Origin of the sequence: Sporosarcina oncorhynchi, from assembly GCF_033304615.1 — a bacterium.
Taxonomy (GTDB): domain Bacteria; phylum Bacillota; class Bacilli; order Bacillales_A; family Planococcaceae; genus Sporosarcina; species Sporosarcina oncorhynchi.
Map to the genome: position 1 here is coordinate 848,838 of NZ_CP129118.1, position 14,838 is coordinate 863,675.

At 44.0% G+C, this 14,838-nt stretch carries 12 protein-coding genes; 10 read left to right on the forward strand and 2 right to left on the reverse strand.

All coding sequences use genetic code 11. The features are described from left to right. Positions 1–138 precede the first annotated feature (138 nt). The 3 genes from QWT69_RS03915 to QWT69_RS03925 all read left to right on the forward strand — a co-directional run bounded on the left by QWT69_RS03915 (position 139) and on the right by QWT69_RS03925 (position 5,378). A complete protein-coding gene (locus QWT69_RS03915; protein ID WP_317969169.1) occupies positions 139–1,602 on the forward strand; it encodes an O-antigen ligase family protein in 1,464 nt (487 codons plus the stop codon). 290 nt (positions 1,603–1,892) lie between these two features. Beyond that, a complete protein-coding gene (locus QWT69_RS03920) occupies positions 1,893–4,121 on the forward strand; it encodes an S-layer homology domain-containing protein (RefSeq protein ID WP_317969171.1) in 2,229 nt (742 codons plus the stop codon). Positions 4,122–4,232: 111 nt separating this feature from the next. Next, positions 4,233–5,378 carry a polysaccharide pyruvyl transferase family protein gene (locus QWT69_RS03925; protein ID WP_317969173.1) on the forward strand — a complete coding sequence of 382 codons (1,146 nt, stop codon included), beginning with the start codon at positions 4,233–4,235 and terminating at the stop codon, positions 5,376–5,378. Positions 5,379–5,697: 319 nt separating this feature from the next. On the opposite strand, the gene QWT69_RS03930 is transcribed toward QWT69_RS03925, so the two are convergent. Then, on the reverse strand, positions 5,698–6,369 hold the full coding sequence (locus tag QWT69_RS03930) for a LytTR family DNA-binding domain-containing protein (protein ID WP_317969175.1): 672 nt from the start codon (positions 6,367–6,369) through the stop codon (positions 5,698–5,700). Between the two features lie 191 nt (positions 6,370–6,560). On the opposite strand from QWT69_RS03930, the gene aceA reads away from it, so the two are divergent. The 4 genes from aceA (at position 6,561) to QWT69_RS03950 (ending at position 10,925) form a co-directional block, all read left to right on the forward strand. Further along, a complete protein-coding gene (gene aceA / locus QWT69_RS03935) occupies positions 6,561–7,844 on the forward strand; it encodes an isocitrate lyase (RefSeq protein WP_317969177.1) in 1,284 nt (427 codons plus the stop codon). A 36-nt stretch (positions 7,845–7,880) separates the two neighbouring features. Continuing rightward, a complete protein-coding gene (gene aceB / locus QWT69_RS03940; protein ID WP_317969179.1) occupies positions 7,881–9,482 on the forward strand; it encodes a malate synthase A in 1,602 nt (533 codons plus the stop codon). A 28-nt stretch (positions 9,483–9,510) separates the two neighbouring features. Then, positions 9,511–9,636: a YhfH family protein gene (locus QWT69_RS03945; RefSeq protein ID WP_317969181.1), complete on the forward strand. Its 126-nt coding sequence runs from the start codon at positions 9,511–9,513 to the stop codon at positions 9,634–9,636. Between the two features lie 122 nt (positions 9,637–9,758). After that, the gene (locus tag QWT69_RS03950) at positions 9,759–10,925 is read left to right on the forward strand and encodes a pyridoxal-phosphate-dependent aminotransferase family protein (protein WP_317969183.1); all 1,167 of its coding nucleotides are present in this window, start codon (positions 9,759–9,761) and stop codon (positions 10,923–10,925) included. A 51-nt stretch (positions 10,926–10,976) separates the two neighbouring features. Here QWT69_RS03950 and QWT69_RS03955 read toward each other — a convergent pair whose 3' ends face one another. Beyond that, positions 10,977–11,831, reverse strand: a complete 855-nt coding sequence (locus QWT69_RS03955; RefSeq protein ID WP_317969185.1) for a glycerophosphodiester phosphodiesterase family protein — start codon at positions 11,829–11,831, stop codon at positions 10,977–10,979. Between the two features lie 149 nt (positions 11,832–11,980). On the opposite strand from QWT69_RS03955, the gene QWT69_RS03960 reads away from it, so the two are divergent. The 3 genes from QWT69_RS03960 to QWT69_RS03970 are packed head-to-tail and all read left to right on the forward strand — an operon-like array spanning position 11,981 to position 14,813. Beyond that, complete coding sequence (locus QWT69_RS03960; protein WP_317969187.1) at positions 11,981–13,114, forward strand: ABC transporter ATP-binding protein; 1,134 nt, start codon at positions 11,981–11,983, stop codon at positions 13,112–13,114. Further along, entirely contained in the window at positions 13,111–13,998 is an 888-nt protein-coding gene (locus QWT69_RS03965; RefSeq protein WP_317969189.1) for a carbohydrate ABC transporter permease, read from the forward strand. Before QWT69_RS03960 ends, QWT69_RS03965 begins: the two co-directional genes overlap by 4 nt. Beyond that, complete coding sequence (locus QWT69_RS03970) at positions 13,995–14,813, forward strand: carbohydrate ABC transporter permease (protein ID WP_431312316.1); 819 nt, start codon at positions 13,995–13,997, stop codon at positions 14,811–14,813. Before QWT69_RS03965 ends, QWT69_RS03970 begins: the two co-directional genes overlap by 4 nt. Positions 14,814–14,838: the final 25 nt, after the last annotated feature.

Here is a 14,838-nt window from a genome sequence, read left to right on the forward strand (position 1 = left end):
CAACTAAACTATAAACCGCAACGTCATAATAGATGCTATAATGACTTAGGGCAAATAGCAGTTGCTGTATTACATAGCAGTAATCAGACCTTATGCCATCAATATTCAGAGAACATTTCAGAAAGGGATTTATTGTTAATGACTACACTTACTAGTAAACTGAAAGAAAAAGATACAGTCTATTTCATAATCGCTTTGGCGGTTATTTGCATTTCATTGTTTCTGCCTACATCCATTGCACTTGTCACAACCGCTCTGTTTTTTACAATTTTCACATTCTTGAGACCGCAACAAAGCTTACTATTCCTCGTTATCTACGTCAGTATCCGTCCTTTGCTAGTTGAAGTGAACAGCGGGTTAAAGCTGATTGGGGACTTGATCACATTTGTCGCATTCGCAAGGCTCGTCATTGCGAGTAGGCAAAATTTGAAGTCTTTATTCACATTCAAATGGTTTGAATGGTTCTTTTTCGCTTTATTGATCGCAGGGTCAATTAGCGGATATGTTAATGGCGTATTGCCATCTGCGATTATTTTCCAAGTACGGACATTTGTAATTATGTATTTGTTGTATTACATCATTGCAAGAATGGTCCTACCGGATAATTGGCTGAAGCGTCTTGCATGGATCACGGTTTGGACAAGTCTAATCGCATCCATCCATGGAATCATTGAAAAACTGTCCATGAGGCAATTGCTGTTACCGGACGTCTGGAAATACAAAACATTGAGTACAACAAATTTTGTCCGTATTTACGGGCTCCCTGGCAATCCAAACTCCATGGCGTTGCTCTTGCTGTTCGGGATCATTTCGCTCTTGTTCTTGCAAAGTATTTATAAAAACGAGAAGTATAAATGGTTCTTAAATATTACTCTTGTCGTTTTCCTCGGCGTGTTCATATTGACTTATTCTCGCGGAACATGGATTTCAGCATTTGTGCTCGGTGGAATCTTCATTCTAACGTCGAAAAACTGGCATCTGTTAAAACGGCTTATCATCGCAGGTGTCGCTTCAATTATTTTAATTTATTATCCGGTCAATTTGGGCGTGAAATTTGTTGCATCTCTAGGAGTGGAACCACCCGAAGACTTGACAGGTAGCATTGGCGGCCGTTTCGGTGAGACATTTGACGAAAAGAATCTCGCGCTCATGTCTGAAAGTGGACGATTCTTCTATATCAATAAAGGATTTGAAATCTTCAAAGCTTATCCAATCGCAGGGTCAGGTTTCGGCTCATTTGGTGGATCTGCGACATTATCATATGGTTCGCCAATTTACGATCACTATGGAATCCGATCTGATATATATGGAGGTAAGTACTTCTACTCGGACAACCAATATATCCAGATCATCACAGAAACAGGCGTCATCGGTGTAATCCTATTTACTGGCTTCCTTCTTGGCATGCTTTATCTGTTCTGGAAGGAACGAAAAACCACAATGGGCAAATTCATGATCGCCCTCTGGTTCGCAACAGGTGTATCCGGCTTCTACTACAATATTTGGGAGTTGAAGTTGTACACGATGTTCTACTTTATCCTGTTCGGAACATTCGCTTCCATGACGATGCAATATACACGATTCAATCTGAAAGACCGATAAACAGAACCCATCCAAGGAGTTAGCGCTTGGATGGGTTTTAAATTTAACAATTCCTAAACTGTGGACTTTCTCTCAGTCTACCCCTCAATTTCTACCAAAACTCCTTGAAATGAACCATTTGACAAGACTTTTGAGTCGTTAAAATCCGACTATTACCCCTATTTCCTTCTTATGGATTATAGTTTTTTAACTATAACTTTGGTAAGCTGATACTTGATTCATAGAAAGGAAGGTGTCGACTTATCAATAATCAAGTACATTCTTTGAGAACGTTAGGGAAAAAAGTCGTTATGACAGCAGCTGCTGTTTCACTTATATTAGCAGTTCCAGCAGGTGCGTCAGCAAAAACGCAAACAGTAGATAGTTATCCAGTGTCCTCAGGTGTAACGTATTCACACTACACACATTCAGGATCAAGCCATATTAATACAGTCAGTGTGGATTTGAATGATCCATACACGAAACTGGATGTCGGTATTCCGTCTCCACTCGCAAAACGTGAAGCGACAACTACACTCGCGAATCGTGACAGCAGAGATGGAAATCGTGTTGTCGGCGCAGTGAACGCTTCATTTTTCGACATGAAGTCCGGTATTCCGATGTATTTAATCTCCCAAGGGAATGAAATTATTAACGGCGGTGTTATTTCAAGCTCTCGTGATTTTTACGTCAGCAAGCCGATCGCCTTCGGGGTAATGAAAGACGGACGTGCTGAAATCGATGAGTTCAATTTTAATGTAGGTATAACGCATGCAGGTACGAATCTTCAAATGACAGGTTTGAACCGCGAACGTCAAGCAGGCGAAACCATTATCTTTACCCCACAACATCTATCATCTGCTACAGGATCCAACGAATTTGGAATCGAAATCGTTGTGGATACAGGATCACCTGTTGACTCTACATATTACGGTCAGCAATTGACCGGTAAAGTTGTGAAAGTTAGAGACTATGGTTCGAAGGAAAAAGTAACAATCCCGAAAACAGGATTTGTTATTTCTGCCCATGGTGAAAAAGCACTTGAAAGAATGAAAGGCATCCGAATGGGTGATTCCGTCTCTTTGGATCTGTCAATCGATTCAAAGTGGATGGATTCTTCATTCATGCTGGCGAGTGGGCCGATGTTGTTAAGAGATGGTAAGCCGTATATCACGATGAATACAGGCAACTGGCGCGCAACAGCGAAAACAGCCCGTACGGCCATTGCGATCAGTAAAGATAAGAAAAAAGTCGATCTCGTAACAGTCGATAACAAAAGCGGTTACAGCAACGGCATGACATTGACACAGTTTGCGAACTACTTAGCTGCACAAGGTTACGACCGTGCCATCAATTTTGACGGCGGCGGCTCTACTGCAATGGGTATCCGTAAACATGGCAGCAATACAGTCCAATTGGCGAACCGTACGACGGAATCCAGCCAGCGAAAAGTATCTGCAATCGTTGAAGCAATTAGTACAGCTCCGATAAGCGATCCCGCGCATATTAGCGTTTCTCGTGGACAAGTCGGGGACATGCTTGTTGGTGCAAGTGTACCGATGACTGTGAACTATGTATTGGATACGTACTATAATCCACTCAAAGTCGATTCGTCGCTATTAACAATTACAGCTGAAAATGGGAAAGCAACAGCTTCAGGCACAACGATTACTGCAACTGAAGCTGGTGAAGACCGCATCAATATCCGCTATGGGGAAGCGAAACAATCATTCCCGATTAAAGTCGTCGATGCTCCTGCGAAATTAACGATTTCACCAGTCGCTTCAAGCATTGAGCCTGGCTCAACTAAACGCTTCACTGCTACAGCGACAGATGCAACAGGAAAACCGGTTATTTATGCACCTGAGCAACTCACTTGGAGTGTGACAGGTAACATCGGAACGATTACAGAATCAGGTACATTCAAAGCATCGAAGACACCAGGCAAAGGGTCAATCAATGCTACGCTTGGAACGAAAACAACATCCATGGCAATTGATTTGACAGATGGCACGCCTGCATTTACAGATATCCCTGCCAACTACGCCTATTACAATGAAATCCGTTTCCTAAAAGATCTTGGCTACATTAAAGGCGATATTGACGGCAAGTTCAATCCTGGTCAGACATTGTCTCGTGAACACGCTGCAGTCATCTTAAGCCGTGTATTCAACTTGGATACATCTGTAGGTGGTGCGCAGCAATTCAGTGACGTACCAACTACACACCGTTACTTCAATGAAATCAACGCCATCGCATCAGCCAACTATGTCGGCGGAAAAGGTGACGGCAGCTTCGATCCTGCAGGCGAATTGACACGCGCCCAAATGGCGGCAATTCTCGTCAAGGCATACCAGCTTTCAGGCGAAGCTCCGAATAAATTCAAAGACGTGCCAACTAGCCACTGGGCGCACAAACAAGTGCATATCCTTGCTAAACACGGCATCACAACGGGTAATGAAAAAGGAAACTTTGAACCGAACAAATCGGTTAATCGAGCACAATTCAGTGCATTCCTTTACAGAAGCATCAATCAGTAAATGACAACAAAAGCCGTGGGACCGTTTAATCGGGTCTGCGGCTTTTTTCATTGAAGCGGAAGCATGCTATAATGGACTCATTATTTCATTACAGAAGGAAGTTGTTCGCATATGAAAATAGGTATTGTAGGGAATTATGGAAACGACAATAACGGAGACGAAGCGATTCTATTAAGTCTCGTGAAACAGGTGACCGCAACTTTCGGAATCGAATCGAACCAGTTGACGATATTCAGCAATAATCCGCAACAGACTTCCGTTCGCTATGGCGTCAACAGCTATCCGCTGTATTACCGAAAAGGCAGCGCGGCGAAAACATTCTTTGAAACATATAGACAGAACCGTCCAATTGTAAAAAAACTGGACCTGCTCATCATAGGCGGCGGGGGTATCCTAATGGACCTATACCGGACGGAAGCACCACTTTACGGCTCCTACGCAATGATGGCGAAACAGTCGAAAACGCCATATGTCGTCTATGGATGTGGAGCGGGACCGCTAGAGACGAATCTTGGGAAATGGTTTATTCGCAATATGTGCAAATACGCGCAAAACGTATCTGTCCGTGATCCGGAATCTGCAGCATTACTCAAATCAATCGGCGTGAAGAAACCGGTAGATGTCATCGGTGACCCGGCATTTTCTTTGCGCGATGGACAAGCTGAGGCGAAATCCTCTTCACCGAAAAAGATTGGTGTAACAGCTGTGCCTTATTATAACGCCGCCTATTGGCCTGAAGGCAATGAAGAGCTATATGAGAACTATGTAGCTGGCATGGCGAAAAATCTAGATAAGGTCGCGGAAGAAAATGACGTGGACATTACATTTTTTGCAACGAAATTCCCGCAAGATGCTAATGTCACGAAAGATATTCAACAACTGATGAAGCACAGTGCAAAGACATCCATCATGGATGAAAACTTATTGCCAAGCGATATTTTGAAAGTGACCGAGCAACAGGATATTGTCATCGGCACTCGCTTGCATTCCTTAATACTCGCGACTTGTACGGAAACGCCAATTATGGCAATCTCCTATCACCATAAAGTGAATGACTTCATGAGCTTGGCTAATTTAAACGATTTTTCATTCCCAATCGAGAAACTGCACGATAACGATACGTACTTCTTAGAAGCTTTCAATTCAATGAACGAAGATTGGTCGAAGACGCTGCAAGATACGAAGCAATTATCGAAGAAGCTGTATGAAGAAGCGATGAATGGCACGAAGCAATTCACGGATGCAATCAAAAAATAACTTGAATAAAGGCGGCTAGGCGGTTATCACCGCTTGGCCGCCTTTTATCACCGCTTGGCTCCGTTCTATCACCGCTCACGTCGAGTCTATCACTGCTTCTCAGCCGAATATCACCGCTTCTCAGCCGAATATCACCGCTTCTCAGACAGATATCACCGCTTGGCCCCGTTCAATCACCGCTTCCCGCCGCTCTATCACCGCTTGTCACCATTCTATCAACACTCACCCATTTTCATCCAAATAAACCTCGTCAATTCGCACTATCAAGTCCCATACCAGACACAACTTTTTCGTCCTGCCATCCATTGTAAGAAGAACATTAAAACCCAAGCGCACACCGCACTTCATTTACATAAGACTGGCTGACAGGTAATTCTGTGCCGTCCTTCAAAGTTACAACGAGGTTCGATGAAAAGTCGCGCGCAATTCGTTCGATGCAAGTCGTGTTGACGATATACGAACGGTGAATGCGCAAAAAGGTTTGCGGAAGTCGCATTGTCAGTTCCTTTAATGTTTGCGTAATGCTGTATTGTCCGTCCTCCGTGTAAAAGAACGTCTTTTTCTGAAAGCTTTCAAGATGCGTAATATGGTCGATTGGTACAGGGAACCATTCGTGTTCCAGTTTGCCTGTGAGCATACTGACTGAGCCGATTTTATCCTTCTCATAAGTCGGCGGAAGTATGACGATCAATGCCCCGACCTTTCCGCGCACTTCAATTGGATAGCCGATGCCGTAATAAGGAAAATCAGATAACGTCTGATCGACGATGAGTTCCACTTTCTTCTTTAACGTCAATACTTTTTCCGCCACACTGCCGGCCGCAATTGGTTCTCCTTCCTTTAACCGGATATCATGTTGGCCCGAAAAGTAATAGCTGTAGTGACCATCCATTGCGATTGCCAAAGAAGCATTTCGCGGAATCCAATCCTTTAACAGATCGGTGTACTGTTTTAAAAAGTCCTTACTAATCTCCAAGTTTTCCATCGTCATTCGTCTTCCTCCCATACGATTTCATCCGTCTATTTCTTCGTTCATCGTGAAAATAAACCATTTTGTCGTAATACACTGACAGTTAAAATATTCTGTTATATATTAATGTATAACAACATTAGCTGTTATGGAACAGTAAGAAAGTCACATTTCAAACAGCTGAACAAATTCATTGGAAGGTGTGGATTGTAATGACAAAACGAAATGAACAGATTGAACAATTAGAAAGAAGTTGGAAAGAAGACGCGAGATGGAACGGAATTGAGCGGGGCTATAGCGCAGAAGAAGTCGTAAAACTTCGCGGGACAATTCAAATCCGTCATACATTTGCCGAAAGAGGCGCAGTACGATTATGGAAATCACTGCATGAAACAGACTTCATCAATGCGCTCGGTGCTTTGACGGGTAATCAGGCAGTCCAACAAGTGAAAGCTGGTCTACAAGCAATTTACTTGAGTGGTTGGCAAGTGGCGGCTGATGCGAATATGGCGGGACAGATGTATCCCGACCAAAGCCTTTATCCGGTCAATAGTGTGCCGAATGTCGTTAAGCGCATCAATCAAGCTTTGCAAAGAGCAGATCAGATCGACCACGCGGAAAATCGTGAAGATGAATTCGACTGGTTCGCACCGATTGTTGCCGATGCGGAAGCTGGTTTCGGTGGACCGCTAAATGTTTTCGAACTGATGAAAGCGATGATCGAAGCGGGGGCTGCTGGCGTTCATTTCGAAGATCAGTTGGCATCCGAAAAGAAGTGCGGGCATCTAGGTGGGAAAGTATTGTTACCGACACAAAACGCTGTAAGAAACCTCATCTCAGCAAGGTTGGCAGCCGATGTGTTAGGCGTTGATACAATCATTATCGCGCGGACAGATGCCGATGCGGCAGACCTGATTACAAGTGATATTGATGAGCGGGATCATGCGTTCATTACAGGTGAACGTACACCAGAAGGATTTTATCGCACGAATGCAGGAATTGATCAAGCCATCGCACGCGGGTTAGCTTATGCGCCTTATGCAGACCTGATTTGGTGTGAGACGTCCACGCCTGATCTTGAGGAAGCAAAACGATTTGCAGATGCTATTCATGAGAAGTTCCCGGGCAAGATGCTCGCCTATAATTGTTCGCCTTCATTTAACTGGAAAGCAAATTTAGATGATGACATTATTGCAAAGTATCAGCGTGAGCTTGGTAAAATGGGATACAAATTCCAATTCGTTACGTTGGCTGGCTTCCATTCACTGAACCACAGCATGTTTGAGCTAGCACATGACTATAAAGACCATGGAATGGCGGCTTATTCCAAGCTGCAACAGGCAGAATTTGCGAATGAATCCAAAGGCTATACAGCAACGCGCCATCAGCGAGAAGTTGGAACGGGTTATTTCGATGAAGTTGCGCAAGTCATTTCAGGCGGAACATCGTCTACAACAGCGATGAAAGACTCGACGGAAACGGCCCAGTTCGTATGAGGAAAAGCAAGAACTATAACGGAAAGGGTGGTTCCTTTGACTACGCAAGATGTACGTTTCAATATAAATGTAATCGGTGATATAACAGCGGGCACAGAGGAGATTTTAACGCCAGAGGCATTGGAGTTTCTTTACAGTCTACATGACCAATTCAATGCGCGCAGAAAAGCATTACTAGCCAATCGGAACGAAAGACAAATCCGGTTTGACGCTGGGGAAAAGCCGGATTTTCTGAAAGAGACAAAGCATATCCGGGAAGGAGACTGGACGGTTGCGCCTATCCCTGAAGATTTGCAGGATCGACGGGTGGAAATAACCGGCCCCGTTGACCGGAAAATGATTATCAATGCGTTGAATTCCGGTGCAAAGGCGTTCATGGCGGACTTTGAAGATGCGACTTCACCAACATGGTCGAATATGATTGACGGTCAGATGAATCTAAAAGACGCGGTACGCAAGACAATTGAATTGGATCAGAGTTCAAATGGGAAGACCTATACGTTAAACGATGAAACAGCTGTTTTACTCGTTAGAACACGCGGACTGCATCTTGAAGAGAAACATATTTTAATTGACAACGAACCGATGGCTGGTGCATTTTTCGACTTTGGTTTGTATCTATTCCATAACGCAGCAGAACTCCTTGCAAGAAACACGGGGCCCTATTTCTATTTACCGAAACTCGAAAGCCACCTGGAAGCACGGCTTTGGAATGATGTGTTTGTGTTTGCACAGCAAAAGCTTGGAATTCCGAATGGCACCATTAAAGCGACGGTTTTGATTGAAACGATTACTGCAGCATTTGAGATGGATGAAATCCTTTATGAACTGCGGGATCATGCGGCAGGCTTAAATTGCGGGCGTTGGGATTATATTTTCAGCTTCCTTAAAAGGATGCGGCTGCAACACGATGTTATCTTGCCTGATCGAAGCCAAGTGACGATGGAAACGCCTTTCATGCGGGCCTATACACAGTTGTGCATTCAGACATGCCACAAACGGAATGCATTCGCAATGGGTGGGATGGCAGCGCAGATTCCGATTCGCAATAATACAGAAGCAAACGAAGCGGCTTTCCGGAAAGTTGCGGAAGACAAACGAAGAGAAGCACTTGACGGGCATGACGGTACATGGGTTGCGCATCCTGGTCTCGTTGCCGTCGCTTTGGCGGAATTTAACCGACAGATGCCGACACCGAATCAGCTTCATCGCAAACGGGAAGATGTGCAAGTGACAGCTGAAGATCTTTTGGAAGTGCCAAAAGGCAGCATTACAGAAGAAGGCTTCCGCATGAATATTTCTGTTGGCGTTCAGTATATCGCTTCCTGGTTAAATGGGAATGGTGCTGTACCGATTAATCATCTGATGGAAGATGCGGCAACGGCCGAAATTTCAAGATCACAAGTATGGCAATGGATTCGCCATCCTGAAGGGAAATTGATAGATGGACGGGAAATAACAGTGGAGTTCTTTAAAACGATTTTTGAAGAAGAGATGGCTAATGTCAAAACGATTGTTGGTGAACAGGCATACCGATTTGGACATTTTAAAGAAGCCGGTGAATTATTTGCCGAACTGACGCTGCAAGACGAGTTTGAAGAGTTTCTGACGATACCGGGTTATGGAAAACTACAATAAAAACATAATGAAAACGGAGGAGATTCAGATGAAAAAAACAGAGGAACAAAACAAGACAATGAAGATTTGCCGGGAATGTGGTTGTGAAATCATAGAGCAAGTAGAATCTTTGCTCTATGAATGTGAACGGTGTATCGGCAAGCATAAGGAGTGAAGAGTATGGGCTTTGTTTCGGGTAAAACTGAAGCGAAGCCTTTTACTATCATGAAATGAAGGGTTTATCCTCTTGGTTGGCGAAATGAAATGGGGTAGACGAAATTAAAGGGGGAATGGCATATGAGGAACGAAGAAATGTTATTGATACCTGGACCGACACCTGTTGTCGATTCGATCTATGAGGCAATGGGAAGTGAAACGAGAGGCCATACAGATCCACGTTTTGTAGACATTTATAAGCGGTCGATTGAAAACACACGCGAACTATTCAAGACGAATGGAGAAGTCTTTGTTGTTGCGGGATCTGGGACCATTGGGATGGAAATGGCGCTTGTTAATACCGTCGCTGCAGGTGAGCGTATTCTTATACTTAGCCATGGCTATTTCGGAGACCGTTTCATCCAATTAGGGAAAGCATTCGGTATTGAAATGGATGTCCTGCAAGCTGACTGGGGACAACAAGTTTCAGTGGAAGAAGTTGACAGACAACTGAGAGAGCATACATATAAGGCAGTGACGATAACACATGCAGACACTTCGACAGGCGTAGCAGCCGATTTGGATGCACTTGTGCCTCTTGTTAAACGTCATGGCGCTCTTGTTATTCTTGACGGTGTATGTGCGACAGCTGCGATGGAAGAAAATATGAGCAAAGAGTATGGAGGGCCGGGCAATACGATTGATGTTGTTTTGACAGGATCACAAAAAGCTATCGGCGTGCCGCCTGGACTTGCGATTGTTGCGTTCAATCAAACCGCCCTGGACATTCGCGCAAAAATGGATCGTGTTCCCGCATACTACAGCGATATTCATAACTGGATTCCAATTATGCAAGATCCTTCCAAGTATTTCGCGACACCACCAGTGAATTTAATTTATGCGTATGATGAAGGCATGAGGCTCGTCATGGAAGAGGGCTTGGAAAAACGATATGCTAGACATACAACTTTTGGCCGTGGCGTCCGTCATGCACTCCGTGAATACGGTATGAAGCCGCTTGCTGAAGAAAAAGTTGCGGCTTCTACGTTAAGTTGTATTCGGTATCCTGAAGGCGTAAATGACACTGATTTCCGCAAATCGCTAGCAGGCAAAGGAGTTATCGTCGCCGGCGCCCTTGCTCACCTGGCTGGCAAGGCATTCCGTATCGGTCATATGGGCAACACGACGGAACAGATGTTAATCGATGCCATCAAAAAAATTGGCGAGACATTGAATGAGCTCGGTCATCCTGTTGAAATTGAGCAAGCCGTCAAGCGCTTAGAAGAAGAAATGCAAACGATCGCTTAAAAAGAGGCCCCATCTTTTAAAATAGATGGGGCTTTCTATATTTTAAATAAATCATTCTTTAATTAAAATCCGCTGTGCCTTATCCGGAACGTCAGTAAATATCCCGTCCACTCCGAGGTCAATCATCTTCTGGATTTCTTCTTCCTCATTCACTGTATAGGGATGCACGTGTAATCCGACCGAATGTGAAAGCTCTACCAACTCTTTCGTTACAGCGGATTTTTCAACTCCGATTCCTGAAGCGTACGTCGCCACTTTCCTCAAATTCCTTTTCGTCAGCATCGATTCCTTTTTCTGTGAATAGAGTTGTATAAGCGGAATGCCTGGTTCTTTTCCATGAATAAATTTCAATGAAGCAGGATGAAATGATTGTAAAATAACGTTCGGTTTGTTGCCGGTTACGGGCAGAAGACCGTGCGCATGTAATTGACGTACGAGTTCTTCCTCTATTTCCAAAGAAGAATCGGATGACTTAATTTCAATATAATAATTGACGTTCTTCCCGAAATGGGAGAGAATCTCTTCAGTACTAACAATTCGCAATGGGTCAACAACTTTTTCTAAAGATACAGGTATCTGACTTGAAAAGGTGGTAGACCTCGGTATGTCTTTCAGCTCTTGGAACGTCATATCTGATACCGCCCGTTTGCCATTATGCGTGATGACGAAATCATCATGCATGGCGATGAGCTCATCGTCGCTTGTCTGTTGTACATCCAGTTCAATATAGTCCGCCTGCATTTGTACAGCTAATTCGTAGGCGAGCAGCGAATGCTCGGGTGCATAAGCGGAAGCGCCGCGGTGTGCAATGATTAAAAATTCCTCTTCTGGAAGCGGCGCTGTCGCTTTAGTCGTCGAACAGGCCGCAAGCGGAATGAATAGCAAGAAAAGTAAAATTCTCTTCATAGAACTGCCCCTAACGTAAAGAAATTGTAAATTTATGAAAAAAGGAAGGATTATCTATTGCGTATGTCGAAATATGTCATTAGCACTTTTTAACAGTGCAAGTTCAAAGCACCAAGAGAAAATAGTTCACGGGAAAGGATTTTGATTGAATGAAAAGAGTGGAACTGATTGATATCTCTAAATCATACGACAAGCAAAATGATGTCATTTCCAATATAAACGTAACGATCGAACCTGGCGAGTTTTTCGTGTTGGTCGGTCCTTCGGGATGCGGAAAGAGTACAATGCTGCGAATGATTGCTGGCCTTGAAGATATTACGGGAGGAACACTGAAAATCGGCGATAAGGTTGCTAATAATCTTACACCCGACAAGCGGGATCTGTCGATGGTCTTCCAAAACTATGCCCTTTACCCGCATTTAACGGTTCAACAGAATATAACGTTTGGACTTGACGTCAAGCGCATGAAAAAGGATGATCAGCGTAAGAAAGCGGAAGAAGTGGCCGAAATGCTCGGTTTGTCCGAATACTTAAACCGGAAACCGCGCGAACTGTCTGGTGGCCAACGTCAACGTGTCGCCTTAGCCAGATCAATTGTAAGTGAAACGCCAATCTGTCTCATGGATGAGCCACTATCCAACCTAGATGCAAAGCTGCGTGCACATATGCGTTCAGAAATCAGAAGAATCCAACGTCAACTCGGTATTACGATGATTTACGTCACGCATGACCAGGTGGAAGCGATGACGATGGGTGACCGGATCATGATTTTGCATGAAGGAAAAATCCAACAAGTCGGGAAACCGATTGACATTTATAATTATCCGGCGAATCCGTTTGTCGCGACATTCATCGGAGCTCCTCCAATGAACTTGGCAACAGGCGAATACGATCAAGCAACTTCAGAGCTTGTTATCGGAGGTGAAATTCGTCTGCCAGTACCAAAAGAGGAGATAGGGAAACTCCCAACAGGATCGATGACAGTAGGTGTCCGTCCTGAGAATCTCTATCCTGTCACACCGGAAACAAAAGCCGAAGACATTTTCCAGACGACTGTCACCAATGTAGAGATTTTAGGGAATGAAACCGTCTTTTCATTTGCGATTGCCGGGAAAGAATGGATGGCGAAATGGAGTGGTCAGTGGCATATCGATATCGGTGATCAGTTGCCGGTCCGGATGGAATTCGAATCGATTTCAATCTTCGACAACCAAAGCGGTGAACTGATTAAACGAACGGTAGACCACGGCAATTACGTCACGGATAAAGAGGTGACGTCATGAGCGGGTTTTGGAGAAAGACTGTTGACGCAAGGACGGCGCTACTCTACTTGTTGCCTTCCATCATCGTCTTTGCAGTCTTCATCTTCTATCCGATGTTTCGTACCATCTATTTGAGTTTTTTCTTGACGGATCAGACAGGGAACGCGGCCATAAATGTTGGCTTTGAAAACTATCAATATTTGCTAACTTCGTCAGAGTTTCTCAATAGTATGAAGGCGACGGGACTGTTTGTCTTATATACTGTGCCAATTGGTATCGTCCTAGCATTGTTCTTTGCTTTACTTGCCAATGAAAAACTGAAAGGTATCGGCTTTTTCCGGACGATGTATTCATCAACAATGGGGATTTCTGTGGCAGCTTCTTCCGTCATCTGGCTGTTCATGTTTAACCCGAGTATCGGGATGTTCAACCGGTTGTTAAGTGTTTTCAGTCTTCCGCAAATCCAGTGGTTGCTCGATCCTGAATGGGCGCTACTGTCCGTTGCGATCTCGACGATATGGATGAATATCGGTTTTTCATTCCTGATCATATTAGGCGGTTTGCAGAATATCGATGAACATTTGTATGAAAGTTCAAGGATTGACGGGGCGGGCTACTTCTACCGATTACGTCGAATTACGTTACCGATGCTGTCACCGACGATGTTTTTCATCGTGACAATATCATTGATTAACGCCTTCCAGACATTCGGCCAAATCGATATTTTGACCAAAGGCGGACCGTCACAGTCCACGAACCTGATCGTCTACTCGATTTACAGGGAAGCGTTCATCAACTATCAATTCGGCACCGCGAGTGCGCAAGCTGTCATACTGTTCGTCATCATTCTAGTCGTCACCATCCTCCAATTTAAACTTGTTGAGAAGAAGGTGCATTACCAATGAAAATGGGACTTCCACAAAAAATATGGATTTACTTTCTATTAATCCTTACATCAGCATTAGTCTTTTTCCCTGTTTTCTATGCTTTCATGATTTCCTTCATGACGGGACCTGAAATCATCCAGGGGAAATTCTTCCCACAGTCATTTAGTTTCGAGAACTATACGAAAGTGTTTAGCCGTTTGCCGCTATTAAACTATCTATTGAACAGTTTCATAGTTTCTGTGACTGTTATGATTGGTCAGTTGCTCGTCTGTAGCTTGGCAGCATACGCTTTTGTGTTCTTTAAGTTTAAGGGCAGAGACTTTATCTTTTTCCTATTCATCTCGACGATGATGATTCCTTGGGAAGCAACAATGATTCCGAACGTCTTTACCATTCGCAAGCTAGACTGGTTCAATACGTATCAAGGATTGACAATACCATTCTTCGCTTTAGCGTTCGGAACGTTTTTATTGCGTCAGCATTTCTTGACGATTCCAAAAGAGCTGCATGAGGCTTCTCAAATTGCGGGACTTAGCCGCTTCAAGTTTTTCTGGAAAGTGGTTCTTCCTGTTTCGAAGACAAGCCTTGTCACATTAGGGGCTTACGGTTTCCTGACAACATGGAATATGTATTTATGGCCGCTGCTAATCACGACAAATCAGTCCGTTCGGACAGTGCAAATCGGATTGAAGCAGTTGCAGTCCCAGGAAATCGCGACAGAATGGGGGGTGGTCATGGCGGGAGTCATCGTAGTAATCATACCGACATTGTTACTATTATTTGTCGGACAAAAGCAATTGCAAAAAGGCTTATCAAAAGGCGCTTTGAAGTAAATACACTAAATTTTGAGGGGTGCAT

What these genes read in the sequence shown, in the direction of transcription:
- QWT69_RS03925 (WP_317969173.1), top strand. Translation starts at nt 4,233, where the DNA reads ATGAAAATAGGTATTGTAGGGAATTATGGAAACGACAATAACGGAGAC.
- QWT69_RS03945 (WP_317969181.1), top strand. Translation starts at nt 9,511, where the DNA reads ATGAAAAAAACAGAGGAACAAAACAAGACAATGAAGATTTGCCGGGAA.
- QWT69_RS03950 (WP_317969183.1), top strand. Translation starts at nt 9,759, where the DNA reads ATGAGGAACGAAGAAATGTTATTGATACCTGGACCGACACCTGTTGTC.
- QWT69_RS03970 (WP_431312316.1), top strand. Translation starts at nt 13,995, where the DNA reads ATGAAAATGGGACTTCCACAAAAAATATGGATTTACTTTCTATTAATC.
- QWT69_RS03960 (WP_317969187.1), top strand. Translation starts at nt 11,981, where the DNA reads ATGAAAAGAGTGGAACTGATTGATATCTCTAAATCATACGACAAGCAA.
- QWT69_RS03930 (WP_317969175.1), bottom strand. Translation starts at nt 6,369, where the DNA reads ATGACGATGGAAAACTTGGAGATTAGTAAGGACTTTTTAAAACAGTAC.
- QWT69_RS03920 (WP_317969171.1), top strand. Translation starts at nt 1,893, where the DNA reads ATGACAGCAGCTGCTGTTTCACTTATATTAGCAGTTCCAGCAGGTGCG.
- aceA (WP_317969177.1), top strand. Translation starts at nt 6,561, where the DNA reads ATGACAAAACGAAATGAACAGATTGAACAATTAGAAAGAAGTTGGAAA.
- QWT69_RS03965 (WP_317969189.1), top strand. Translation starts at nt 13,111, where the DNA reads ATGAGCGGGTTTTGGAGAAAGACTGTTGACGCAAGGACGGCGCTACTC.
- QWT69_RS03915 (WP_317969169.1), top strand. Translation starts at nt 139, where the DNA reads ATGACTACACTTACTAGTAAACTGAAAGAAAAAGATACAGTCTATTTC.
- QWT69_RS03955 (WP_317969185.1), bottom strand. Translation starts at nt 11,831, where the DNA reads ATGAAGAGAATTTTACTTTTCTTGCTATTCATTCCGCTTGCGGCCTGT.